Source organism: Rhodococcus sp. NS-SX18 (genome assembly GCF_057367935.1).
Genome location: NZ_CM170633.1, coordinates 3,621,510 through 3,645,679, shown reverse-complemented (window position 1 = coordinate 3,645,679; position 24,170 = coordinate 3,621,510). Strand labels below are relative to the sequence as shown.

The 24,170-nt window shown below is 71.0% G+C and carries 25 protein-coding genes; 21 read left to right on the top strand and 4 right to left on the bottom strand.

Annotated elements, in window-relative coordinates; all coding sequences use genetic code 11:
• Position 1: 1 nt before the first annotated feature.
• The 8 genes from AC2IPW_RS16900 to AC2IPW_RS16865 all read left to right on the top strand — a co-directional run bounded on the left by AC2IPW_RS16900 (position 2) and on the right by AC2IPW_RS16865 (position 6,458).
• Positions 2-1,237: a type VII secretion-associated protein gene (locus tag AC2IPW_RS16900; protein WP_486375237.1), complete on the top strand. Its 1,236-nt coding sequence runs from the start codon at positions 2-4 to the stop codon at positions 1,235-1,237.
• A gap of 128 nt (positions 1,238-1,365) precedes the next feature.
• Positions 1,366-1,707 carry a WXG100 family type VII secretion target gene (locus tag AC2IPW_RS16895; protein ID WP_235157476.1) on the top strand — a complete coding sequence of 114 codons (342 nt, stop codon included), beginning with the start codon at positions 1,366-1,368 and terminating at the stop codon, positions 1,705-1,707.
• A gap of 64 nt (positions 1,708-1,771) precedes the next feature.
• Complete coding sequence (locus AC2IPW_RS16890) at positions 1,772-2,071, top strand: WXG100 family type VII secretion target (RefSeq protein ID WP_225223062.1); 300 nt, start codon at positions 1,772-1,774, stop codon at positions 2,069-2,071.
• A gap of 244 nt (positions 2,072-2,315) precedes the next feature.
• The gene (gene rplM / locus AC2IPW_RS16885; RefSeq protein WP_003938049.1) at positions 2,316-2,759 is read left to right on the top strand and encodes a 50S ribosomal protein L13; all 444 of its coding nucleotides are present in this window, start codon (positions 2,316-2,318) and stop codon (positions 2,757-2,759) included.
• A complete protein-coding gene (gene rpsI, locus AC2IPW_RS16880; protein WP_003938048.1) occupies positions 2,756-3,262 on the top strand; it encodes a 30S ribosomal protein S9 in 507 nt (168 codons plus the stop codon). The genes rplM and rpsI overlap by 4 nt, the downstream gene beginning before the upstream one ends.
• Before the next feature lie 162 nt (positions 3,263-3,424).
• Positions 3,425-4,762, top strand: a complete 1,338-nt coding sequence (gene glmM / locus AC2IPW_RS16875) for a phosphoglucosamine mutase (RefSeq protein ID WP_486375236.1) — start codon at positions 3,425-3,427, stop codon at positions 4,760-4,762.
• Between the two features lie 74 nt (positions 4,763-4,836).
• A complete protein-coding gene (locus AC2IPW_RS16870; RefSeq protein WP_486375235.1) occupies positions 4,837-5,163 on the top strand; it encodes a hypothetical protein in 327 nt (108 codons plus the stop codon).
• On the top strand, positions 5,160-6,458 hold the full coding sequence (locus AC2IPW_RS16865; protein WP_486375234.1) for a hypothetical protein: 1,299 nt from the start codon (positions 5,160-5,162) through the stop codon (positions 6,456-6,458). Before AC2IPW_RS16870 ends, AC2IPW_RS16865 begins: the two co-directional genes overlap by 4 nt.
• Before the next feature lie 139 nt (positions 6,459-6,597).
• Here the strand turns inward: AC2IPW_RS16865 and AC2IPW_RS16860 are convergent, their stop codons facing one another.
• Positions 6,598-7,443 carry a dienelactone hydrolase family protein gene (locus tag AC2IPW_RS16860; protein WP_289379288.1) on the bottom strand — a complete coding sequence of 282 codons (846 nt, stop codon included), beginning with the start codon at positions 7,441-7,443 and terminating at the stop codon, positions 6,598-6,600.
• Between the two features lie 98 nt (positions 7,444-7,541).
• Here AC2IPW_RS16860 and glmS point away from each other — a divergent pair, with 98 nt between their 5' ends.
• The 8 genes from glmS to tsaD are packed head-to-tail and all read left to right on the top strand — an operon-like array spanning position 7,542 to position 15,940.
• Positions 7,542-9,407: a glutamine--fructose-6-phosphate transaminase (isomerizing) gene (gene glmS / locus AC2IPW_RS16855; protein WP_289379287.1), complete on the top strand. Its 1,866-nt coding sequence runs from the start codon at positions 7,542-7,544 to the stop codon at positions 9,405-9,407.
• Positions 9,408-9,428: 21 nt separating this feature from the next.
• Positions 9,429-10,877: an NAD(P)H-hydrate dehydratase gene (locus AC2IPW_RS16850; protein WP_486375233.1), complete on the top strand. Its 1,449-nt coding sequence runs from the start codon at positions 9,429-9,431 to the stop codon at positions 10,875-10,877.
• 58 nt (positions 10,878-10,935) lie between these two features.
• Positions 10,936-12,120 (top strand): alanine racemase, encoded by a 1,185-nt coding sequence (gene alr, locus AC2IPW_RS16845; RefSeq protein WP_416061438.1) that lies wholly within the window; start codon positions 10,936-10,938, stop codon positions 12,118-12,120.
• On the top strand, positions 12,117-13,175 hold the full coding sequence (locus tag AC2IPW_RS16840) for an alpha/beta fold hydrolase (RefSeq protein ID WP_416061437.1): 1,059 nt from the start codon (positions 12,117-12,119) through the stop codon (positions 13,173-13,175). Before alr ends, AC2IPW_RS16840 begins: the two co-directional genes overlap by 4 nt.
• Positions 13,168-13,653, top strand: coding sequence for a tRNA (adenosine(37)-N6)-threonylcarbamoyltransferase complex ATPase subunit type 1 TsaE (gene tsaE / locus AC2IPW_RS16835; protein ID WP_054374431.1), 486 nt, complete (start codon positions 13,168-13,170; stop codon positions 13,651-13,653). Before AC2IPW_RS16840 ends, tsaE begins: the two co-directional genes overlap by 8 nt.
• Positions 13,654-13,683: 30 nt before the next feature.
• Complete coding sequence (tsaB, locus tag AC2IPW_RS16830; RefSeq protein ID WP_003938038.1) at positions 13,684-14,412, top strand: tRNA (adenosine(37)-N6)-threonylcarbamoyltransferase complex dimerization subunit type 1 TsaB; 729 nt, start codon at positions 13,684-13,686, stop codon at positions 14,410-14,412.
• A complete protein-coding gene (gene rimI / locus AC2IPW_RS16825; protein ID WP_003938037.1) occupies positions 14,409-14,903 on the top strand; it encodes a ribosomal protein S18-alanine N-acetyltransferase in 495 nt (164 codons plus the stop codon). The genes tsaB and rimI overlap by 4 nt, the downstream gene beginning before the upstream one ends.
• A complete protein-coding gene (gene tsaD, locus AC2IPW_RS16820; protein WP_054374434.1) occupies positions 14,900-15,940 on the top strand; it encodes a tRNA (adenosine(37)-N6)-threonylcarbamoyltransferase complex transferase subunit TsaD in 1,041 nt (346 codons plus the stop codon). Before rimI ends, tsaD begins: the two co-directional genes overlap by 4 nt.
• Positions 15,941-15,969: 29 nt before the next feature.
• On the opposite strand, the gene AC2IPW_RS16815 is transcribed toward tsaD, so the two are convergent.
• Positions 15,970-17,490, bottom strand: a complete 1,521-nt coding sequence (locus AC2IPW_RS16815; RefSeq protein ID WP_416061436.1) for an Hsp70 family protein — start codon at positions 17,488-17,490, stop codon at positions 15,970-15,972.
• Between the two features lie 696 nt (positions 17,491-18,186).
• Between AC2IPW_RS16815 and groES the strand changes: the two genes are divergently transcribed.
• Positions 18,187-18,489: a co-chaperone GroES gene (gene groES / locus AC2IPW_RS16810; protein WP_003938034.1), complete on the top strand. Its 303-nt coding sequence runs from the start codon at positions 18,187-18,189 to the stop codon at positions 18,487-18,489.
• Between the two features lie 86 nt (positions 18,490-18,575).
• Positions 18,576-20,192 carry a chaperonin GroEL gene (groL, locus tag AC2IPW_RS16805; protein WP_289379279.1) on the top strand — a complete coding sequence of 539 codons (1,617 nt, stop codon included), beginning with the start codon at positions 18,576-18,578 and terminating at the stop codon, positions 20,190-20,192.
• 87 nt (positions 20,193-20,279) lie between these two features.
• On the opposite strand, the gene AC2IPW_RS16800 is transcribed toward groL, so the two are convergent.
• Positions 20,280-20,573, bottom strand: a complete 294-nt coding sequence (locus tag AC2IPW_RS16800) for a WhiB family transcriptional regulator (protein WP_003938032.1) — start codon at positions 20,571-20,573, stop codon at positions 20,280-20,282.
• A 504-nt stretch (positions 20,574-21,077) separates the two neighbouring features.
• Here AC2IPW_RS16800 and AC2IPW_RS16795 point away from each other — a divergent pair.
• From AC2IPW_RS16795 to AC2IPW_RS16785, 3 genes are all read left to right on the top strand, one after another.
• Positions 21,078-21,920 carry a hypothetical protein gene (locus AC2IPW_RS16795; protein WP_416061435.1) on the top strand — a complete coding sequence of 281 codons (843 nt, stop codon included), beginning with the start codon at positions 21,078-21,080 and terminating at the stop codon, positions 21,918-21,920.
• A gap of 121 nt (positions 21,921-22,041) precedes the next feature.
• Positions 22,042-22,620 (top strand): sigma-70 family RNA polymerase sigma factor, encoded by a 579-nt coding sequence (locus tag AC2IPW_RS16790; protein ID WP_040783363.1) that lies wholly within the window; start codon positions 22,042-22,044, stop codon positions 22,618-22,620.
• Positions 22,613-23,665 (top strand): anti-sigma-D factor RsdA, encoded by a 1,053-nt coding sequence (locus tag AC2IPW_RS16785; protein WP_289379275.1) that lies wholly within the window; start codon positions 22,613-22,615, stop codon positions 23,663-23,665. Before AC2IPW_RS16790 ends, AC2IPW_RS16785 begins: the two co-directional genes overlap by 8 nt.
• Positions 23,666-23,732: 67 nt before the next feature.
• Here AC2IPW_RS16785 and AC2IPW_RS16780 read toward each other — a convergent pair whose 3' ends face one another.
• Positions 23,733-24,143, bottom strand: a complete 411-nt coding sequence (locus AC2IPW_RS16780; RefSeq protein WP_003938028.1) for a DUF5319 domain-containing protein — start codon at positions 24,141-24,143, stop codon at positions 23,733-23,735.
• Positions 24,144-24,170 lie beyond the last annotated feature (27 nt).

Genomic DNA, 24,170 nt, shown 5'->3' with positions numbered 1-24,170 from the left:
CGTGACGATTCCCGCCGCTGTTCCCCGGCCCGGTTCGGGCGACGGTGCGCACCCGGCCGCCCTGCTCGGGTACGCCGCGGCGACGGCAGGGGCGCCGGACGATCTCGACACCGTGACGGTGGTGCATCCCACCGAGTGGGGAGAACGTCGTCGTGCGCAGCTGCACACGGCCGCACGGCAGGTCGCGCGGCACGCCGTCCTCGTGACCACCGCGGTCGCCGCGCGCCGCACCGCGCCGCTGGGCGACGGCGAGCGGTACGCGGTCGTGGAGGTCGACGGTGCCGGTGTGACGGCGACGGCCCTGACCGCGCCCGACGGCGAGGTCGACCGGCTCGCCCGGGATCCCGACCTCGACGAGGTACTGCTGGACTCTCCGACCGGGGCCCGCCGGCTGGACGAGCTGATAGGAGACGTGTGCGGTTCCGTCGATCCGGATGTCGTCCTCGTGACGGGCAGTCCGGGCGAGCCACCCGGAATGCCGCTGTGCGAGCGCATCGCCGAGCGGCTCGGCCGTGGCATCCGGGTGATACCGGTCGCAGCGTCCGAGATGCTGGCCGCGGTGCCGGACCCCGTTCCCGTCCCGCCGGGGGACGCGGCGGCGGCACCGCGCTGGCTGCGCACCGAGCCGGCGTCCCGGCCCGTCCGCCGGATGCGCCGGGGCATTGCAGTCGTCGCAGTCGTTGCGGCCGTGACCGCTGTCGGCCTGGTGTGGACTGCCGGACACCGTGCGGACCTGCACGGGGAGGTCGTGGACGATCCCGCCCTCGGCGACACGGCCGGCGCGACCCCGGGGACGAGATCTCCTACGCCGCGAGCTCCTTCGGTGCAGCATGTGCTCGGGCCCGTCCGGCTGGAGTTGCCGGAGGGGTGGAAGGTGCGCGACCCAGCCGGTGCCGACCGTGCCGAACTCGTCCCAGTGGGCGGGAATGATCGACGAATAGTATTGGTGCACAGTATTCTTCGTCGCCCTCTGGACTTGTCCGGCCTGGGGGAGGTGCTGGCCCGTCGCGCTGCCGAACGGGGCGGGGTGATCCGCGATCTCGATACCGACACCACCTTCGCGGACCGTCCGGTGATCGCCTATGTGGAGGCACCGGACGAGTTCTCGCTCGTGCGCTGGTTCGTCGTCGTCGAGTCCGGCATCCAGGTCGCGGTCGGATGCCAGTTCCTCGACGGGGAATGGGCAGGCATCAAGAACGAATGCGAGCAGGCCGTTCACACGGTGACGGTCGCGTAGCGGATCACCTCGTTAGCCGAGGAGGGAACCTGACCGGGCGGCGCTGCGTCCAATCGGTGTAGGCGCGAACCGCTTCGGCCACGGGGGTCCGGAGGGACACGGAACGCGGGACGGCAGAGGAGACAGGCGTGACGCAACCAGGGCAGGGCAGTTCGAATCGGGTGGCGACCGACGTCGCGACTATGGAGACGGCGGCGCGGCAGATCGAGGACTCCCACGGAGAACTCGAACAGTTGCTCGGGGCGCTGCGTACCACTGTCTCGTCGTCGCCGGACGTATGGCAGGGCCGGTCGGGAATGGCGTTCACCGACGTGATGTCGCGATGGGACCGCAGTGCCCTTCAACTCAACGAGGCACTGGCCGCGATCGTCACCGGCATCCGCACCAACGGCCGGGCGTACGAGGGCACCGTCGAGGCTCAGGCGCAGTCGCTGAACGTCCTCGGCGACAGCCTCCACGGCACCTACTGACCTCGACCGGTCCGGTACCGCCCGGGCCCGATTCAGTCCGCACGACCCGACCCGAGGAGAACGAATGAGTGGACCCGATGTGATCCGGCAGGACTTCGGTGGCATCGACGACCTGCATGCACGCGTCGTCGGGCTGCAGCGCGGCATGAACGACACGCTCGACCGGATCAGGTCCCAGGTCGAACCGCTGGTGCAGACCTGGGACGGTCAGGCCCGGTCCGAGTACCACGTCACGCAGCAGAAGTGGGATCGGGCGTCCGCCGACCTGAACCTGCTGCTCGACCAGATCGCCGTCGCCGTGGCGCGAGGCAACGACGAGATGCGCAGCGTCGAATCCGAGTTGGCACGGAGGTGGCAGGCCTGAGACGACACGAGTGACGAGCGACGTCCCGGTGGTGGAGAGGCCGCCGGGGCGTCGTGCTGTTTCGACCGGGCCGAGTGCTGTTTTGACCGGGCGGACGCGTCCCCGGTATCGTGTCCCGTTGGCGTGTCGTACGTCGTCGTTGCTTCGTGCGCGGCGAACGTCGCTTCTCGGGTCCCAACTGGCCGCCGAGGGTGATCATCGACGGCGCGCGGGCCAGCAGCGAAACGATAGACGAGGAAGATCTGTGTCTACGTACACACCGAAGGCCGGCGACGTGACCCGCCAGTGGCACGTCATCGACGCCACCGACGTGGTGCTCGGCCGCCTCGCGGTGCAGGCGGCGAACCTGCTCCGCGGCAAGCACAAGCCCACTTTTGCCCCCCACGTGGACGGTGGCGACTTCGTCGTCATCATCAACGCGGACAAGGTTGCCGTCTCCGGCAACAAGAAGCAGGACAAGCTCCTGTACAACCACTCCGGCTACCCGGGCGGCCTCCGCTCCCGCACCGTCGGTGAGGTTCTGGAGAAGAACCCGGACCGTCTGGTGGAGAAGGCCGTCACCGGCATGCTCCCGAAGAACAAGCTCGGTCGCGCGATCGCGAAGAAGCTGAAGGTCTACGCGGGCCCGAACCACCCGCACACCGCGCAGCAGCCGGTGCCGTTCGAAATCAAGCAGGTGGCGCAGTGACCGAGAACGTGAACGAGAACTACAGCGACGAGTACACCGACACGGAGAACGTCGAGGTCGCCGCGGACGAGTACGTGGCCGAGGAGGCCGCTGTCGCTCCTGCGCCGATCGTGTTCGACCGCCCGGTGCAGACCGTCGGCCGCCGCAAGGAGGCCGTCGTCCGCGTCCGCCTCGTGCCCGGCACCGGCAAGTTCGTGCTCAACGGCCGCACCATCGAGGACTACTTCCCGAACAAGGTGCACCAGCAGCTCGTCAAGTCGCCGCTGGTCACGGTCGAGCGCACCGAGCAGTTCGACGTGCACGCCCGCCTGCACGGCGGCGGCCCGTCGGGTCAGGCAGGCGCCCTGCGCCTGGCGATCGCCCGCGCGCTGATCGAGGTCACCGCCGAGGACCGTCCCGCGCTCAAGCGCGCCGGCTTCCTCACGCGTGACCCGCGTGCCACCGAGCGCAAGAAGTACGGCCTGAAGAAGGCCCGTAAGGCACCGCAGTACTCCAAGCGCTGATGTGCCGCCGACGCTGACCTCGTCAGCCTCGGCACCTGTTCGACCACGAGAGCAGGCGCCGGTAGAGAATTCGCTACCGGACGCCTGCTCTCGTGCATTGACGTACTTTTTGCGACAGCAGGCGGCGCAGGCCGCATTTCTCGACGTGGAGGACTTTGCTCGATGGGTCGGATGTTCGGTACCGATGGCGTGCGAGGCTTGGCGAACGCCGAGCTCACGGTCGAACTGGCGATGCGACTCGCCGGTGCGGCCGCGACCGTGCTGGCGAACGGTGCCGAGGGGCGGCGCCCCGTCGCGGTGGTGGGCCGCGACCCCCGTGCGAGCGGGGAGATGCTCGAAGCCGCGGTGACCGCGGGTCTCGCAGCGGCCGGCGTCGACGTATTGTCGGTCGGGGTGCTGCCCACTCCGGCGGTCGCGTTCCTGACCGGCGCCTACGACGCCGACCTCGGCGTGATGATCTCCGCGTCGCACAACCCCATGCCGGACAACGGCATCAAGATCTTCGCGGCCGGTGGCCACAAGCTCGACGACACCGTCGAGGACCGCATCGAGGCGATGCTGCACGGTGAGGGCGTCGTCGCACGTCCCACCGGTGCGGGCGTCGGTCGGGTGCGCACCGCCGCCGACGCGGCCGACCGCTACCTCGCGCACCTCGCATCGGCGGTGCGTACGCCGCTGACCGGACTGACGGTGGTGGTGGACTGCGCCAACGGCGCGGCGGCGCACGTCGGGCCGGCCGCGTACGCCGCGGCCGGGGCCACGGTCGTCGCGCTGCACGCGGAACCGGACGGGCTCGACATCAACGACGGTTGCGGTTCGACCCACCTGGACGGTCTGCGGGCCGCCGTCGTCGAGCACGGCGCCGACATCGGTCTCGCTCACGACGGCGATGCCGACCGGTGCCTCGCGGTCGATGCGACCGGCGCCGTCGTCGACGGCGACGCGATCATGGCGATCCTCGCCCTCGGGATGCGGGAGGCCGGCGAACTGCACGACGACACGCTCGTCGCCACCGTGATGAGCAATCTGGGCCTGCACCTGGCGATGCGCGAAGCCGGGATCACCGTCGTCACCGCCGGGGTCGGCGACCGCTACGTGCTCGAAGAACTGCGGCGCGGTTCCTTCAGCCTCGGCGGTGAACAGTCCGGTCACATCGTGCTGCCGGCTCTGGGCACCACGGGTGACGGGGTGCTGACCGGTCTGCGACTCATGGAGCGGATGGTGGCGACGGGGTCGTCCCTCGCGGACCTGGCCGCGGTCATGCGCACGCTGCCGCAGGTGCTGGTGAACGTGCCCGTGTCCGACAAGACCGCGGTTGCCGAGGCGCCCGCCGTCGCCGACGCGGTGGCCGCGGCGGAACGGGAACTGGGTGAGTCCGGGCGGGTGCTGCTGCGGCCGTCCGGCACCGAACAGCTGGTGCGGGTCATGGTGGAGGCCGCCGACGACGCACTGGCCCGCGCGCTCGCCGATCGCCTCGCGGGAGCGGTCGCCGCCGTCTGAGGCGTTTCTACCGACGGGGAACCGATCCGCCGCCCGCTGCGTCCAATCCCTCGGGGGACGAGGGAGGGGGCGCGGTGCGTGACGGAATGGGACTCGACGGCGCGCTGATCCGGTCGGTCGCCGACGGACTGGCAGACTCGGCCGGCGACGTGGAACGTCGTGCGCACGCGTTCCGCGCTGTCGGCTTCGGTGCGGACGCGGTCGGCGACCGCTACCGGTCCGAAGCCGAAGCGGTGCAGGTGTGCTACGACGGACTCCATCGCGCGGTGGTGGAGTGGTCGGCGGCGACGGCCGCGCGTGCGTCGGCGCTGCGGCGCGCGACCGGGGAGTACGCGTGGCTGGATCAGGAGACCGACTCCGCCCTGCGGGGCGTCGACATGCCGCCGACGGTATCCCGGTGATCGGGGGCGAGCGCCGGCTCGACCCGGTGCTCGACGGGGGACGGGTCGGGTTGCGCTTCTTTGCCGAGCATCTTCCGCGCGTCGAGCGGTACGCCTCCGGTGTGCCGCCCTACTCGCACCTGGTGGAACGCTACGACGAGCAGCGCGGCACGGACCCGGCCGTCCTGCTCGTGGATGCCGACGTCTTCGCCCGGCTCGAGACCGGCCTGGATGCCGAGGTCGCGCGGCAGCGTTCCTGTGTCGATGCGCTGGAGACGGCGTGGACCGGAGAGGGAGCGGCGGGTGCGGTCGACGCGCTCCTCCGCCATGTGACGGTGGGGGAGGACCTGCAGGCACGGCTGGGCGCTGCTCACCGTGCGCTGGCCGACGCTGCCGCCGCAGTGTTCGCCGTCGTCGAGGAGAAGGCCCGGGCGGCCGCAGAATTCGCGGACACGACCGTCGGCGGGCGCACCGTCGAGGAGATCGACGTCATCCTGGCCGGGGCCGCGGACGGGGACGGTCCGACGGCAACCCAGCTCGCCACATGGGATCCGGCCCTGGGCCAGGATCCCGACCGCGCCGCAGTCGTGCACTGGTGCGCACGGTGGCGTGACGAGGTGTACCGACCCGGCGTGGAGACGAGTGTCGAGTCCTTCCTCGCACTGTGCGACGACACCGACCATGCGGTGCGGGCGGTGTTCGCCGAACTCGCCACGGCACTCACGCCGCCGGATCCGGCTGTGCGGGATGTGGGTCCGGAAACCGACCTGTGCTCGCCACGAGGCGCAGCCACGGACCTGGTCGCGGCGGGACTACGGCTCGTGACCGCTGTGGGCGACCTCACCGGCGCGTTCCTCGGCCTGGCCGCGACGGTGGTGGGGGAGGTGTCCGAGGCCGTCGAGGCGGCCGTCCCGCCGGATCCCGCACAGCCGCCGTCGCACGCTTCCGACCCGCAAGCATCCGTACCCGGAACTACTGCCACGGAACCGGCCCCGCCCCTGCCCGTCGACGATCCGGGACACATCGCCCCGGGACAGGGCACTGCGGGACAGGGCACTGCGGGACAGGGCACTGCGGGACAGGGCACTGCGGGACAGGGCGCAACGGGATCCGGCACGTCGGCGGGACCGCCGCCGCCCGAGCCTCCGCGGGCGGATGCGCCGGGTGGTGGAGTGCCCCCTGCGCCGGCCGGGAGACCGGGGCCCCGGGCGGACACCGCCCGCCGGACCGGGCCGGCCGCGGACGAGCGCGCCGGCCCCGGTCCCGAGCAGGAGACCGGCGACGGGGTGGTCCTGGCCGAGGCAGGACCGCTGTGACCGGACGGTTCGAGCGCATCGTCGCTGAGCACCGGGAAGCGGTCGCCTGCCACCTCGAGGCCCTACGGCGCGTGCGGGACCCCCTCGAGCTCGGGACCGGGACGATGCGCGCGCCGGAGCCGTCCGGCGAGGAGCAGTTCTACCGTCCGAGAAGCTGGTTGATCTGAGTGCCGAGTTCGCGGTCGATCGCGTCGGGCTCGGTGAGCACCTCGGAGCCGGGAAGCTCCGCCTCGGGATCGGCGAACGGCGCGTAGGTCTTGTCACCGGCGAGCCGGTACAGCAGGTATCCGGTGAGGAGCGCGCGTGTGACCTTCTGGGTGTTCCGCTGTGCGCCCCCGACGCCGAGGAAGGCGAGCAGGCGCCGGCCCTCGATCATGCCGTCGTCGGTGGCCTTGTGCACGGCCCGCATCAGCACCTCGCCGCCCCAGGCCTGGGCGACAGCGACGGCGTCGCTGCCCATCGAGCCGAGGTCCTTCTCCGCGGCGAGCACGAGACCGGGAGCGTGCACCCGGGCGGCCAGGGTCGAGGCCGGGGGCGACGTCGGAGCCGGGTAGAGCGCCGCGACGGCCGCCACCTCGCGTCGGGACGCGGCAAGCACCGCGGCTCCCGCCCCCATGCCGTGGCCGACGAGGCCGAGCCGATCGGGGTGGACACTGATCCGGCCGGTACCCAGGCGCACACCCACGCAGATGTCGAGGGTGGTGCCGAGGTCGGCGGCGAGCCCGAGGTGCGACGGGATCGGTCCGCGTTCGGTGCTCGGAGCAGCGACCACGATGCCCCACGAGGCCAGGTGCTCGAACAGCTTCGAGTACTTGTCGAGGCCGGTCATCCAGCCGTGGCCGAACGCGACGGCGGGTAGGCCGAATCCCTCGGCGGGGGTGTAGACGGTGCCCGGCTGACCTGCGAGAGCGAGGTTGCCGCGCAATACCGTGTGCGGTCCGCGCTTCGAGAGCCGCTGGGCCAGGGATTTCGGTTTCGCCGCCACGGCGTGAACGTTAGCCGATGATCAGCTTCGTGCGTGCCACCCGTCGGGGACACGGACGAGTTGTTACCGGCGGGTCGTGGACCAGTACCCTGCTAACCATGTGCGGAATCGTGGGGTACGTCGGGCACCGCCCGGCTCTCGATGTCGTGGTGGAGGCACTGCGGCGGATGGAGTACCGGGGCTACGACTCGGCCGGGGTGGCGGTCCTGGACGGTGCGGGTGGTCTGGCCGTGGAGCGGAAGGCCGGTCGGCTGGCGAACCTGGAGGCCGAACTCGACGAGATCGGGGCCGGGCACTTCGCCGGGACCACCGGCATGGGGCACACCCGGTGGGCCACGCACGGTCGTCCGACGGACCGGAACGCGCATCCGCACCGGGACGCGTCGGGGAAGGTGGCGGTGGTGCACAACGGCATCATCGAGAACTTCGCGCCGCTGCGGGCCGAGCTCGAGAAGGCCGGGGTGGAGTTCGCCAGCGACACCGACACCGAGGTGGCGGTGCACCTGGTGGCCCGGGCGTATGCCGAGGGGCCGACCGCGGGGGATTTCGAGGCCAGTGCGCTGTCGGTGCTGCGCCGGCTCGAGGGGGCGTTCACGCTGGTGTTCACCCATGCCGATCATCCGGGCACGATCGTCGCGGCGCGCCGGTCGACGCCGTTGGTGGTCGGGGTCGGGGACGGGGAGACGTTCGTGGCCTCGGACGTGGCGGCGTTCATCGAGCACACCCGGCGCGCGGTCGAGCTCGGGCAGGACCAGGTGGTGGTGATCACCGCCGACGGGTACCGGGTGTCGGACTTCGACGGGGACACCGACGTGGCGACCCGGCCGTTCGAGATCGACTGGGATCTGGCGGCCGCGGAGAAGGGCGGCCACGACTACTTCATGCTCAAGGAGATCGAGGAGCAGCCCGCCGCGGTGGGCGACACCCTGCTCGGGCACTTCGCCGAGGGTCGCATCGTGCTCGACGAGCAGCGGCTGTCGGATCAGGAGCTGCGCGATGTGGACAAGGTGTTCGTCGTCGCCTGCGGCAGCGCGTACCACTCGGGTCTGGTGGCCAAGTACGCGATCGAGCACTGGACGCGGTTGCCGGTGGAGGTGGAGCTGGCCAGCGAGTTCCGGTACCGGGATCCGGTGCTGGACCGGTCGACGCTGGTGGTGGCGATCTCCCAGTCCGGGGAGACCGCCGACACCCTCGAGGCGGTGCGGCACGCGAAGGATCAGAAGGCGCGGGTGCTGGCGGTGTGCAACACCAACGGTGCGCAGATCCCCCGGGAGGCCGACGCGGTGCTCTACACCCGGGCCGGGCCGGAGATCGGGGTGGCCTCGACCAAGGCGTTCCTGGCGCAGGTCGCCGCGAACTACCTGGTGGGGTTGGCGTTGGCGCAGGCCCGCGGCACCAAGTATCCGGACGAGGTGGCCCGCGAGTACGCCGATCTGGCGGCGATGCCGCACCTGATCGGGCGGGTGCTCGAGACGGTCGCGCCGGTGCGGCGGCTGGCGCGGGAGCTGGCGTCGTCGTCGACGGTGCTGTTCCTGGGCCGGCACGTGGGGTATCCGGTGGCGCTCGAGGGTGCGCTCAAGCTCAAGGAGCTGGCGTACATGCATGCCGAGGGCTTCGCCGCGGGCGAGCTCAAGCACGGTCCGATCGCGCTGATCGAGGACGGGCTGCCGGTGATCGTGGTGATGCCGTCGCCGAAGGGGCGGGCGGTGCTGCACTCGAAGCTGCTGAGCAACATCCGGGAGATCCAGGCCCGGGGCGCGCGGACGGTGGTGATCGCCGAGGAGGGTGACGAGGCGGTGCGGCCGTTCGCCGACCACCTCATCGAGATCCCGGCGGCGCCGACGCTGCTGCAGCCGCTGCTGTCGACCGTGCCGCTTCAGGTGTTCGCCGCCGAGGTCGCCCAGGCGCGCGGCTACGACGTCGACAAGCCCCGCAACCTCGCCAAGTCCGTGACGGTGGAATAGCGACCCCGGCCGGGAGACCCGATGCGCAGCTACTACCCGTGTGAGCAGGTGCGGGCGGCGGAGGCGCCGCTGCTCGCAGCCCTGCCGGAGGGCACGTTGATGCGTCGCGCCGCGTTCGGGCTCGCCCGGGTCGCGGCGACGGAACTGCGTGCGCGTACCGGGTCCGTCGCCGGCCGGCGCGTCAGCCTGCTCGTCGGGTCGGGCGACAACGGCGGCGACGCCCTGTGGGCGGGCGCGTTCCTGCGTCGTCGCGGGGTCGCGGTCACGGCGCTGCTCCTCGACCCGGAGCGGGCCCATCGAGCGGGAGCCGCGGCGCTGCGTGCTGCCGGTGGACGCCTCGTACCGGCCGATCCGGGGCGGATCGGTGACCCGGATCTCGTGCTCGACGGAATCGTCGGCATCTCGGGCCGGGGCCCGCTGCGCCCGGCGGCCGCGGCGGTCGTCGAGCAGATCGTCGCGCCGATCGTCGCGGTGGACACCCCGAGCGGCGTGGACCCGGACACCGGTGCCGTGGACGGACCGGCCGTCACTGCGGCGGTAACCGTCACGTTCGGTGCGTACAAGCCGGTCCACGTCCTCGCCCCGGCCCACTGTGGGCGGGTCGAGCTCGTCGACATCGGTCTCGAGCTGCCCCCGTCGCACCTGGTGGCGGCCGAGCCGGCCGAGATCGGCGCGATCTGGCCGGTGCCCGGCGCCGACGACGACAAGTACAGCCAGGGCGTCGTGGGCATCGTCGCCGGGAGCGCCCGGTTCCCGGGCGCCGGCGTGCTCTGCGCGGGCGGTGCGGTGGCCGCGACGTCCGGCATGGTCCGCTACGCCGGCAGTGCTGCGCCCGTCGTGCTGGCCCGGTTCCCCGAGGTGGTGGCCGCGCCGTCGTTCGCCGAGGCGGGTCGCGTGCAGGCGTGGGTGTTCGGGCCCGGCGGCGGCACCGATCACCAGGCGGCCGACGCGCTGCGTGAGGTGCTGGCGACGGATCTGCCCGTCCTTATCGATGCCGACGGGCTGACGCTGCTGTCCCGGCAGCCGGAACTGGTCCGCGGCCGAGACGCCCCGACGCTGTTGACGCCGCATGCCGGGGAGTTCGCGCGCCTGACCGGCCGTCGCCCGGAGCCGGACCGGGTGACGGCGGTGCGAGCCCTGGCGGCCGACTGGGGAGTGCACGTGCTGCTCAAGGGCCGCTCGACGCTGATCGCGAACCCGGACGGGCACGTGTTCGTCAACGAGGCCGGCGGGTCGTGGGCGGCCACCGCCGGGGCGGGCGATGTCCTGTCCGGGATGATCGGGGCACTGATGTCCGCCGGTATGGCCCCGGACCTCGCCGGCGCAGCCGGTGCGCGGGCCCATGCGGTCGCCGCGGACACGGCCGCGCGCGGGGGCGCCGACGCTGCCGGGGCGCCGACGTCGGCGAGTGCGATCCTCGACCGGGTGCCCGCGGCGGTACGCCGTCTGCGGAGCATGGCCGAATCGTGACCCGACACCGTCGACCGTGCTGCGGGCCACTTCGCCCGCAGTGGCAGGATCGGGACCCATGACCACGGCCGAACCCCGACCCCGCAACCACCTCCACCACGACCTGCCGCAGGCCGAGGCACTGATCGACCTCGACGCCGTGGCCGAGAACGTGCGGCGGCTGCAGGAGTTCGCCGGGGAGGCGGCGGTGATGGCCGTCGTCAAGGCCGACGCATACAACCACGGCGCGGTCCCGGTCGCGCGGGCCGCCGTCGCCGCCGGGGCGCGCGAGTTGGGGGTGACGACCCTGACCGAGGCACTCGAACTGCGTCGCGCCGGGATCGACGTGCCCGTGTTGTCGTGGCTGCACACCGTCGACGCCGATTTCGCACCCGCGATCACCGCTGGCGTCGAACTGGGGGTTTCGTCGACCCGGCATCTCGCGTCGATCGTCGCCGCCGCGCGGGAAACGGGCGTGACCGCGGTGCTCACCGCGAAGATCGACACCGGGCTCAACCGCAACGGCGTGGCACGCGACGAATGGCCGGCATTTCTGCAGGACCTGGGCCGGGCCCACGCCGAGGGCGCGATCCGGCTGCGCGGCGCCTTTTCCCATCTGGCCCACGCCGACGAACTCGGTCACCCCGAGATCGACTGCCAGCGGGACCGGTTGCGCGAGGCCGTCGCCGATCTGAGCCGCCACGGAATGAGCCCCGAGGTGGTGCACCTGTCGAACTCGGCAGCGACTGTCACCCGCCCTGACCTGCGTTTCGACATGGTCAGACCGGGTATAGCGATGTACGGGTTGTCCCCGATCCCCGAGATCGGGGACTTCGGGTTCCGTCCCGCGATGACGTTACGAACGAGGGTGGCGCTGGTGAAGAAGGTGCGTGCAGGGTCCGGAGTGTCGTACGGGCATCGCTGGGTGGCGCCCACCGACACCACCGTGGCCCTGTTGCCGATGGGATACGCCGACGGAATCCGGCGCAATCTCAGCGGCCGCTTCGAGGTGCAGCTCGGCGGACGTCGCCGCCCTCAGCTCGGCCGCGTGTGCATGGACCAGGTCGTGGTCGATCTCGGACCGGACGGGGACGGAGTAAAAGAAGGCGATACCGCGTTCTTCTTCGGTGACGGTCGTCACGGCGAGCCTGTCGCACAGGTGTGGGCAGAGCTGCTGGACACCATCAACTACGAGGTGGTCACCGGCGTCGGCGGGCGCACCGTCCGCACCTACGTCGGTGGCGGAGGAGGCGAGCGGCGATGACGCTGTTGGGCAGTCTGGGACTGTTGGGTGCGAGCCTGGCCACGCTCGGCTCGAACGCGGGGTTGTACGCGGTGCGCACCGCGGGTCTGCCCGCGCACGAGATCTACGGCGAAGAAGACTTCGACGCGATGCTCGCGCTGCCCAAGCGCACCGTCCGCACCGAGGACGGCGTCGAACTCGCCGTGCGAGAGGTCGGCTCGGCGCTGGCGCCGCTGACGATCGTGTTCGTGCACGGGTACTGCCTGCGCATGCAGTCCTGGCACCTGCAGATGCGCCACCTGCAGGAGCGCTGGGGCAAGGACGTGCGGATGGTGTTCTACGATCAGCGCGGCCACGGGGAATCCACCGCGCCGAAGTCGAAGTCCTGCACCATTGCCCAACTCGGCCGCGACCTGGGCACGGTCGTCGACACGGTCGCCCCCACCGGCCCGGTGATCGTGGTCGGGCACTCGATGGGCGGAATGACGACCATCGCCCTGGCCGCGCAGCGTCCGGAGCTGTTCGACGAACGCATCGTCGGAGTCGGATTGCTCGCCACCACCGCGGCCGGTCTGACCAAGACCGGCATCGGCCGTAACCTCGAGAACCCGGTGATCGACGGATTCCGGCACCTGGCCCGTACCGCGCCGGGCTTCGTGCAGTACGCCCGCGGTGCCGCCAAGGCGATCATCGCGCCGATCCTGCGTGCCGCGTCCTACGGGACGGTGGTCAGCCCGAAGCTCGTCGAATTCTCCGACCGGATGCTGGCGGAAACCTCGGTGCTGACCATCGTGAACTTCCTGCGCACCCTCGAACTGCACGACGAATCCGCGGCACTGCCGGTGCTGGGACAGGTACCCGCCCTCGTGCTGTGCGGGGACGCCGACATGATCATCCCGTTCTCCGGCTCCGAGGAACTCGCGGCGGCCCTCCCGGACGTCGAGCTCAAGCGGGTCCGCGGCGCCGGACACCTGGTGCAGCTCGAGTTCCCCGAGGTCGTCGTCGGTGCGCTCGACCGGCTGATCCAACGCGGGTTCGCTCACGACGCGGGCAGGAGGCGCGCCGCAATTGGGTGACGATCTCGCCGCCGGCACGCACACCGAGCACAGCGCCGAGCTGCCCACGGTCGAGGACACCGAGGCACTGGGCCGACGCCTGGCGGAACAACTGCACGCCGGCGATCTCGTGGTCCTGGACGGGCCGCTCGGCGCCGGGAAGACCGCCCTGACCCGTGGCATCGCCGCAGGCCTCGGGGTGCAGGGCCGGGTCACCTCGCCCACCTTCGTCATCGCCCGCGAACATCGTCCCGGCGATCGCACCCAGGGCGAACCCGTCGGAATGATCCACGTCGACGCCTACCGCCTCGGGGACGGACCGAACGCCCTCGACGAACTCGACGCTCTCGACCTCGACACCGACCTGACCGCCGCCGTGGTCGTCGTGGAATGGGGTGAGGGACTGGTCGAGACGCTCACCGAACGGCACCTGCGGGTGCGGCTGCGCCGCGAACCGGACTCGGACGTGCGCACCGCCACCTGGTCCTGGGTGGGGTGACCGCCGCGCCCGGCGGTACTCTGGATACTCGTGCTCGTTCTCGCCGTGGATACCGCCACCCCCGCCGTCACCGCAGGTCTCGTCCGTGTGGACGATCGCGGTGAACCAGGGACCGCCGGTATCGAGACGTTGGCCGTGCGGGTCACGGACAATCCACGCGCCCATGCCGAGGTGCTGACCCCGCAGATCCTCGAGTGTCTGTCGTCCACCGGCCACACGCCGGCCGACCTCGACGCCGTCGTCGTCGGGGTCGGGCCGGGACCGTTCACCGGGCTGCGTGTGGGCATGGCGACCGCCGCGGCCTTCGGCGACGCCCTCGGCGTGCCGGTGCACGGTGTGTGCAGTCTCGACGCGATCGCGGCCGACGTCCGCGGCGCGGACGGTGCCGGTTCGGTCGCCTGCGGCGACGGTTCCGGTTCGGTCGACTGCGGCGACGGTGCCGGCGATCTGCTCGTCGTCACCGATGCCCGTCGCCGCGAGGTGTACTGGGCGCGGTATTCCGGCGGCGCCCGCATCGAGGGTCCGGGGGTGTGCAGGCCGGCGGATCTGAAGGCGGAGCCGTCGCAGCGGATCGCGGGATCCCGCCCCCACGTCGGCCTGTTCGAGCTGCCCGCGCATCCGGTGGCCACACCGTCCCCGGCAGGGCTGGTCGCGGTTGCCGCCGCGGACCTGCTCGCCGGGGTGGAGCCCGAGCCCCTGGTGCCCCTGTACCTGCGCCGTCCGGACGCGGTGGAGACGGCGGACCGGAAGAAGAAATGACCACCCACGACCCCCGCCCCCTCGTCGACGCGCTGCAACCGTCCGACGTCGCCCGGTGCGCCGAGCTGGAACGGATCCTGTTTCCCGGCGACGACCCGTGGAGCGCCGACGCGTTCCGCGCCGAGCTGGCGGCACCGCAGAACCACTACGTCGCCGCCCGCGACGACGAAGGCCGGCTCATCGGCTACGCCGGTCTCGCCCGACTCGGTACCGCGGTTCATCCGGAGTCGGAGGTCCATACCATCGGGGTGGACCCACGACAGCGGCGCCGCGGCGTCGGTGGCGCGCTGCTCGCCGAGCTGTTGCGGATGGCCGACGTCTGGGGCGGTCCCGTGTTCCTGGAAGTCCGCACCGACAACGACGCAGCGATCGCGCTGTACCGCCGGGAGGGTTTCGAGATCGTCGGGACGAGGAAGCGCTACTACCAGCCGAGCGGGGCCGACGCGTACACCATGTGCCGGCCGGACCGGCGGAAGGAGTCACAGTCGTGATCGTGATGGGGATCGAGAGCTCCTGCGACGAGACAGGCGTCGGCATCGTCCGGTGGGTCGGTGACGGCACGCTCGAACTGCTCGCCGACGAGGTGGCCTCCAGCGTCGACGAACACGCCCGCTTCGGTGGCGTCGTCCCGGAGATCGCGTCCCGCGCGCACCTCGAGGCGATCGTCCCGACCATGCGACGGGCGCTCTCCGCCGCCGGGGTCGTCGAACCCGACGCCGTGTGCGTGACGATCGGGCCCGGTCTCGCCGGCGCACTGCTCGTCGGTGTCGCCGCGGCCAAGGCGTATGCGGCGGCATGGGACGTGCCGTTCTACGCGATCAACCACCTCGGTGGGCACGTCGCCGTGGACACGATCGAACACGGACCGATGCCGCCGTGCGTGGCGCTGCTGGTCTCCGGCGGGCACACCCACCTGCTCCACGTCGAGGATCTCGGCCGCAAGCCGATCGTCGAGCTCGGCACCACGGTCGACGATGCAGCCGGGGAGGCGTTCGACAAGGTCGCCCGGCTGCTCGGACTGGGTTTTCCGGGCGGACCGGCGCTGGATCGGGCCGCACGGAACGGTGACCGCACCGCGGTGGTGTTCCCGCGGGGGATGACGGGGCCGCGCGACGCCCGGCACGACTTCTCCTTCTCCGGGCTCAAGACGGCAGTGGCGCGGTTCGTCGAGGCGCGCGAGCGGTCCGGCGAACCGGTCCCGCTCGAGGACGTCGCGGCCGGTTTCCAGGAGGCGGTCGCCGACGTGCTGACGATGAAGGCGGTGCGGGCTGCGCAGGACATGGGCGTGGACACGCTGGTCCTCGGGGGCGGAGCCACTGCCAATTCCCGTTTGCGTGAGCTCGCCGAGGAGCGCTGCGCCGCCGCCGGGATCACGCTGCGGGTGCCGCGGCCGCGTTTGTGCACCGACAACGGGGTGATGATCGCCGCGTTGGGAGCGCATCTGATCGCCGGGGGCGCCCAGCCCTCCGCGCTCACCGTCGGCACCGATCCCGGCCTGCCGGTCGAGATCGCCCAGGTACCCGTCTGACCCGATCCTGCGGGGATCGGCGGGTGCGATCAGCCGGCCGGTGCGGGTTCGGTGAGCGGCGGTGACGTGCTCGGCGCCTCCTCCTCCGGGGCCGCGGTCGAGGAGGCCTCGGTCGTCGTCTCGGGCGGTGCGAACTCGGACGTCGGCGCGGACGGCGTCGAGCTCGGTGTGGTGCTCTCCGACGGCGTCGTGCCGGGCAGCGTCGGCAGCGGGACGGTCGGCAGCGGCAGGCTCGGGAAGGTTCCCGGCAACTGCCACGGCCGGTCGGTGCCGGGGACGTCCGCAGGCGACTCGGGCCGCTCGTTCGTCGTCGATTCCGGTGTGCTGGACGGCGTGGTCGTCGCCGGCGTGCTCGTCGAGGGCTGCGGCACGGTGGGCGTCGGATAGGGCACCGGCGTGTCCGTGCGTGGGTAGCCGTCGTCGGGAGCTGTCGTGGTGACGGCGGCGTGGGGATCCTCGGAGGGGATCTGCGTGTGTCCGGTGTCGGGGACGGCTGCCGCCGGCTGGGTCGTGGCCTGGCCGCTGGTCCCCGCGGGGGACACGGCGGTGTCGTCGGACGCGACGTGGTCGGTCGCATAGCCGGCTACGAGCGCACCGATGACCAGCGCCCCGGCGAGGGCACCCGAGACCTTGCCGCCGGGGGTGCCCGGCGTCGGAGCCGAGGCACCTACCGACGGATAGGCGGACAGTCGTGACGACGCGGCGAGCAGCGCGGCGCCGTGGGCCGCTGCCGTGGCCGGTTCCGGCACCACCGCGACGGGACCGGCGAAGGCCGACGTCACAGCGCCGGCGAGAGCCGGCATCGCCGCTGCGCCGCCGACGAGCGCGAGCATCTGCGGCCGCGGCTCGGTGTCGCAGACCCGCCGGGTGAATGTCGCCGCGGTGTCGCTGAGGTCGGACACCATCTCGTCGAGTTCCGTGCGGGTCAGGGGCACCGCCGGGCCGGCGTCGCCGAGTTCGATCCTGGTGGTGGACGCTTCTCCGAGGGCCTCGAGTGCGCCCTGGCAGCGCACCGTCAGCAGGGCGGGGTCGATCGGGATGCGGCCACGGGCGCGGCCGATCCGGCGGCGCACGTGGTCGTAGACGCGGGCGCGGACGGCTCCGCCCCCGACGTCCTCGGTCCGGGCCGAGCGCAGCATCGATCCGGAACGTCGGTCGACAACGGAGACTGTGAATCCCGATGCACCCAGGTCGGCGACGGCGAGGGTGTCGGCGGTGTCGACGAGACCGGTGCTGTTCAGGTAGGCGAGCACGGCCGTCGTCTCCGGTACCAGGTGGACGATGTGGCCGTCGCGCACCGACGCGGAGCGGATCGCCTCTGCGTGTTCGGAGGTTCGATAGGCCACCGCCACCGCGTCGGGGACGGCGTGCCCGTCGATCTGGGTGCTCATGAGGGAGAGGGCATCGATGACGAGGTCGCCCAGGTCGCCGGCTGCCTCGGGATCGGCGGCGAGAAATCGGTACTCGGTGGTGTGCTCTCCCGGCCCCTCGACGACGAGGGCCGAGCCCACTCCGGAAGCGCCGGTGGAAATTCCCAGCGACGTGCGCATAGTTCCCCTCCCGTGCGTGACCGGCGGACAGGGACGCGGTCGAGCCGCAAAGTCACCGAATGGTCACGCGTTCGGTCTCCGTTATCCGAACGTAACAGACGGGGGTGTGTGAGCGCTCGCCGAAAAGCGCCGATCCTGGTCCGTCCGGCACCGTCGCAGGGCGGCGTGCCTGTTCCGCCGGGCGCTCTCGACGTCGGCTCCGGGCGAGGGTTGCCCGTTCGTGCCACCGCTGTCGTCCCAGCTCGGAGCCGTTCTCTCCGAGGGTGGCGCGAGCGGAGCGTCGTAGGCGCGGGCGCCGAACGAGCGTTTTCCGGAGAGGGGGAGCGACCGGGACCCGACCGGGGTACGAATGGTCACAGTTCGGTCTCCACGGTTGCAGGCGCGCTGGGTCTGTGCGGGGCGACGGCCGGCGGTGGGTCCGGAGCCTCCGGACGGGGTGCGCTCGACCGGAGGTCGCCCCTGGTGGAGGCGCGGTGGTCACGGTCGTGGTGCGTCCGAGGCGACACGAGCGCATTCAGCACCCACTGCCCTTGAGCGCTGGCACTCGCGTGTATAGAGTGCTAGTCGACGCCGAGCGTGTTCCGGCACCCGCGACGACGGGACTGCGCGCGGAGTCACCGTGGTGACTGAACAAACCCTGTCCGAGGACCATCAGAGGCCTCGGACCATCGAACCCCTGAAAGTGGAGGGCTCATCGTGGCGAGCGTGAACATCAAGCCGCTCGAGGACAAGATCCTCGTCCAGGCCAACGAGGCCGAGACGACGACTGCCTCCGGCCTGGTCATCCCGGACACGGCGAAGGAGAAGCCCCAGGAGGGCACCGTCGTCGCCGTCGGCCCCGGCCGCTGGGACGACGAGGGTGAGAAGCGCATCCCCCTCGATGTCAAGGAAGGCGACGTCGTCATCTACAGCAAGTACGGCGGAACCGAGATCAAGTACGCCGGCCAGGAGTACCTGATCCTGTCGGCTCGCGACGTGCTGGCCGTCGTCGCCAAGTAAGCCGCACGCATTCCGCCCCGGAGTTCCGCCTCGGACCCGGGGCGGAATCCGTTCCGGATCCTTCGTTCCAGGAGTAGTCGGAGAACATGTCCAAGCAAATCGAGTTCAACGAGACCGCGCGGCGGGCACTCGAGCGTGGCGTCGATCAGCTCGCCGACGCCGTCAAGGTCACCCTCGGCCCGCGTGGGCGGCACGTGGTGCTCGCCAAGGCGTTCGGCGGCCCGACCGTCACCAACGACGGTGTCAGCATCGCCCGGGAGATCGAGCTGGAGGACCCGTTCGAGAACCTCGGCGCCCAGCTGGTCAAGAGCGTGGCCACCAAGACCAACGACGTCGCCGGTGACGGCACCACCACCGCCACCGTGCTCGCCCAGGCCATCATCAAGGCCGGCCTGAAGAACGTCGCGGCCGGCGCCAACCCCATCGCACTCGGCAACGGCATCGGCCGGGCCGCCGAGAAGGTGTCGGAGGCGCTCCTCGCCGCCGCCACCCCCGTCCAGGGCAAGGAGGCGATCGCCCAGGTCGCCACCGTCTCCTCGCGCGACGAGGAGATCGGCGCCATGGTCGGCGAGGCCCTGAGCACCGTCGGCAAGGACGGCGTCGTCACCGTCGAGGAATCCTCGACGCTGCAGACCGAGCTCGTCGTCACCGAGGGCGTCCAGTTCGACAAGGGCTTCCTGTCGCCGTACTTCATCACCGACATCGACGCACAGCAGGCGGTCCTCGAGGATGCCGTCATCCTCCTCTACCGCGACAAGATCGGCTCCCTGCCCGATTTCCTGCCGCTGCTCGAGAAGATCGCCGAGAACGGCAAGCCGGTTCTGATCATCGCGGAGGACGTCGAGGGCGAGGTGCTCTCCACCCTCGTGGTCAACTCCATCCGCAAGACCCTCAAGGCCGTCGCGGTCAAGGCGCCGTTCTTCGGTGACCGCCGCAAGGCGTTCCTCGACGACCTCGCCGTCGTCACCGCCGGCACCGTCATCAACTCCGACATCGGGTTGACCCTGAAGGATGCCGGTCTCGACCTGCTCGGTTCGGCCCGCCGGGTGGTGGTCACCAAGGACAACACCACGATCGTGGACGGTGCCGGTACGCAGGAGGACATCGAGAACCGCGTCGCACAGCTGCGTCGCGAGATCGAGGCCACCGATTCCGACTGGGACCGGGAGAAGCTCGAGGAGCGGCTCGCCAAGCTCTCCGGTGGTGTCGCGGTGATCAAGGTGGGCGCAGCGACCGAGACGGACCTCAAGGAGCGCAAGTTCCGTGTCGAGGACGCCGTCAATGCGGCCAAGGCCGCGGTCGAGGAGGGCATCGTGCCCGGTGGCGGTTCGGCGCTCGTGCAGGCCGCCCGTGAGCTGGACGCGCTCGAGAACTCTCTCTCGGGTGACGAGGCCACCGGTGTCGCCGTGCTGCGCGCCGCTCTCACGGCCCCGCTGTACTGGATCGCCGGCAACGCCGGTCTCGACGGGTCGGTCGTGGTGAACAAGGTGTCCGAGGCCCCTGCCGGATCCGGCTTCAACGCGGCCACTCTCACCTACGGTGACCTGCTCGCCGACGGTGTCGTGGATCCGGTCAAGGTGACCCGGTCCGCGGTCGTCAACGCGTCCTCGGTGGCGCGGATGGTGCTGACCACCGAGAGTGCCGTCGTGGACAAGCCGGAGGAAGAGCCCGAGGCCGGCCACGGCCACGGTCACGCTCACTAGCGAGCCGGGCACCCGGGAACCACGAAGCCCCGCACGGAACAATCCGTGCGGGGCTTCGTCTTCTCGTGAGGTCGTCCGGCGGCCCGGTCAGACAGCGATCCGCCGTCGTCGGTGCCGCGCGTACATTTCCCGTTCGGTCTCGGACATGCCGCCCCAGATGCCGTACGGCTCGGACACCGCCAAGGCGTGCTCCCGGCACTGCGCGAGTACCGGGCACTGCCGGCACATCTCCTTGGCCCGGCTCTCGCGCTGCGCTCTGGCCCGGCCGCGCTCACCGTCCGGGTGGAAGAACATCGAGGAGTCCACCCCACGACACAGTCCGTGCATCTGCCAATCCCAGACGTCCGCGTTCGGTCCGGGCAAGTGGTGGGGTGCAGGCATGGGTACTCCTTTGCAGCGTGCTCGCCCGAGGGGCGAGCGGACCGTGGGCGGAAGGTCTTTCCTCCCAAAGCAGTTGTTCAGGCTCCGTAACCGTAAAGGTGGCGAGGAAATGGAGTCAACACTTTCGCGGAGTGGCAATTTGCATATCCCGATCTGCGAGAATTAACCGCCGAAATATTTACTTCGTGGCAGATTCGTGATTGTGTCCTGAAGGTGTGCGCCTCGCTCGTGCGTACCGGCCTCCGGTGACCGGAACGGCCCCGAACAGGGACTATAGACCCTGTGCTGAGCGCGGAAGGGCATCCGTCCGGCTTGTGTGAACCGAAAATGGCTCCGGTCCGCACGTCTTTACTTACCTACACCTTGTCTGTAATTAACAAAACGTAAACCGGATGTTCAACCGGCTGAAGCACGGAAGTAATTGATGCGCCTTCGGTGCATATTTCTCGGAATGCACTCTGCCTCCCCGGCGGGCGGAGGAGAAGGTGGTGCGATCATGGGCTCGTGCCCGTCACAGCTCCGCCGTCCGACACGTCCACGCTCGCATCGGCGGCCTTCGGTGCCAGGCCGGACCTGTTCCCGCTCCCTCTCGGCGGGGATCCCGTCGCGTCGTGGCACCGGGCCGTCGCCCTGGGCGGTCAGGGTCGCTACGCCGCCGCCCGCGCGGAGCTGACCCGGCTCCACCGCGCCACGGGTGCGGACGGAGCGCTCCTGTCCCTGGCGGCGAGCACCGAAGCGTCGCTGCTGCGTCAGCTCGGCCGGCACCGCGAGGCCGCCGTCCTCGACGGTCGGGCGGCCGCGGTGCTCGCCGACGCCCCGCCGTATTCCTCGCGGACCGCCGAGGCTCGGTGTGACGCCCTCACGGGTCTGGCGGCGGATGCACTCGGATGCGGCCGGATCCGGCTGGCCGTCCGGCTGCTGGACCGGTGCGCCGCCGCTCTCGACGAAGCCGAGGGCGTGCACGGCACGGTGCTCCGGCGGCAGCGGGTGCGACTGCACTGGGTCTGCGCGGAGACTGCGCTCGCTTCCGGGGACTTCGCCACGGCCCGCCGGCGTTCGGCTGCTGCCGCGACGGAGGCCGAACGCAGCGGCTCGGTCCGGCACCTGGTCAAGTCCGATCTGCTGCGGGCCGCCTCGTGGACGGGGGAGTCCGATCTCGCACCCGCTCGTGACCTGTGCCTCGACGTACTCGATCGCAGTACGGCGCTGGGTCTTGTCCCGCTGCGCTGGGCGGCCGCGATGCTGTGGGACGGGCTCGGGGGCGGCGACGCGGCTCGGCGCGTGCGCGACGAGTCGGCGGCACTCGTCGCCCGGCGCGGTGGGAGATTCGCAACGATCCGGGCCTAGAAGCCATCCGTGCGTCCGTTCCGTCCGATCGTGTCGCTAGTCTGGGAATGTTCCACTGCGTGTGGAAGCACACCCGGCCGGGGGGTCGTGTCACTTTGTAACGCCAGGACTTGCGCAATCGATGACTGTTATGGGTGAGGAGTTGGACTCCGCTGTCGCTGCGGCTGCGCAGGGAGATCGGACAGCTCTCGCTCAGGTTCTGAGAATTATCCGGCCCTTGGTCGTCCGGTACTGCCGGGCTCGGGTCGGAGCCGCGGAGCGTGGCCAGCTCTCCGCGGACGACGTAGCGCAGGAGGTGTGCCTGGCCGTGATGACGGCGTTGCCGCGGTATCAGGACCAGGGACGCCCCTTCATGGCATTCGTGTACGGGATCGCGGCACACAAGGTCGCCGACGCGCACCGCAGCGCCGCCCGCAACCGGGCGGATCCGGTCGCAGAGGTACCCGAGTCGATGTCGCTGGACGACAGTCCGGAGGAGCAGGCACTCAACGCGGAGACGAGCCGGCAGATGAAGCAGCTGCTGGGCACGCTTCCGGAGAAGCAGCGGGAGATCTTGGTCCTGCGGCTCGTGGTGGGTCTGTCCGCCGAAGAAACAGCAGCAGCGGTGGGAAGTACGGCAGGGGCCATTCGGGTGGCGCAGCACCGTGCCATCGCCCGACTGAAGAAGGAAGTGACGAGAGCAGGTGAGAGAAATGGGTAGGAAGCACGGCGCGGATGACGATTTCTTCGCCGATCTCGCCGACGACGGCACCCCCGTGGACATTGCGGCAGTGCGCCGTGACGACGCCCTCATCGACGCGATCTCCGGCGACGGACCGGTGCCCACCGAGACGACCGAGGAATACGAGCTGGCCACCCTTCTTGCGGGCTGGCGTGCCGAGATCCTGGCCGATCCGCTTCCTCCCGAACCGGATCTCGACGAGATCGTCGCTGCGGTCAACCGGGAGATCGGTGCCCGCGACGCACTCGCCGAGCGCCGCTCCCGCTCCCGCACCCAGCTCCGCCTGATCCGGCCCATCGCCGGTGCCGCCGCCCTGATCGCCATCGCCGTCGGTGGGGCAACCGCCGTGTCCTACCAGGCAGAACCCGGCGACCCGCTGTGGAGTGTCAAGCAGGTCGTCTTCAGTGAGCAGGCCGAGTCGACGATCGCCCGGATCGACACCGCCTCCACGCTGCAGGAGGCCGAGCAGCGGCTCGCCGTCGGCGACACGGAAGGCGCGCAGGAACTGATCCAATCGGCACAGCAGCGGTCCGGGTCGATCACCGACGCCGGCCAGCGCGACCAGCTCGGTGACTGGGTGCAGCGGCTCACCACCGAGTTGAGCAAGCTTCTTCCGCCCCCGCCCCCGCCTGTGCTGCCCGCGCCGCCGGTCCAATCGACCCAGGTGATTCCCGCGCCGGCGCCGACCACTCCGACGACCCCGTCGACCGTGGACCCCACCATCGCCGGCACGACGCCCGGTACGGGAACGGTGCCTCCGGCGACCTCCAGCGATGCACCCGGCGTCGATCTGGTGCCGCCGTCGTCGCAGCCGGCACCCAGTCCGTCACCGTCCCCGGTCACGACGCCGCCGCCGCTCCCGTCCACCGAACCGACGAGCGCACCGGTGACACCGGAGCCCACCACCGTGCCGACTGCTGCGCCGACCACGACCCCGTCGGCGTCGGCGCCGACACCCTCCACTTCGCTCGAGCAGCAGTCGATCAGCCAGACGATCACCGTGGTGCCCGCACCTTCGGAGTAGACGCAACGGGAAGGGCCCGCCGGGACGAACGTCCCGGCGGGCCCTTCCCGTGGTGCGGTGGCTTCTTCTAGGAGTCGAGGCCGTACGGGTCGACCGGCAGTGCCTCGTTCATCGACGCATCCGCGTAGCCGCGGCAGTAGTCCCATGTCACATAGGCGTCGGGTGAGGGATCGTAGGCCGGCTCGTGGGGCCGGACCGTACCGTCGACGAGCAGCTGCAGCAGGTTCGCCCGCAGCATGTCCCAGTCGTGGTAGTGATCCTGATGACAGTCCTCGCAGCACACCACCAGGCCGCGGACGCCGCGGGGCGACAGCAGCGCTTCGTACACCGCGAGGTCGGCGAGATCCTCCTCGACGGCCAGCCGCTCGGCAGGGTCGAGCGGCTGACCCGGCTCGATGGCGTCCAGTGCGGCGGACGGATCGTCGGGATCTCCAGCGAATGGGTCCGGTGGCAGACCGGGAGGCAACTGATCACGCACGACTCCACGGTACGCAGTCCGACGGGG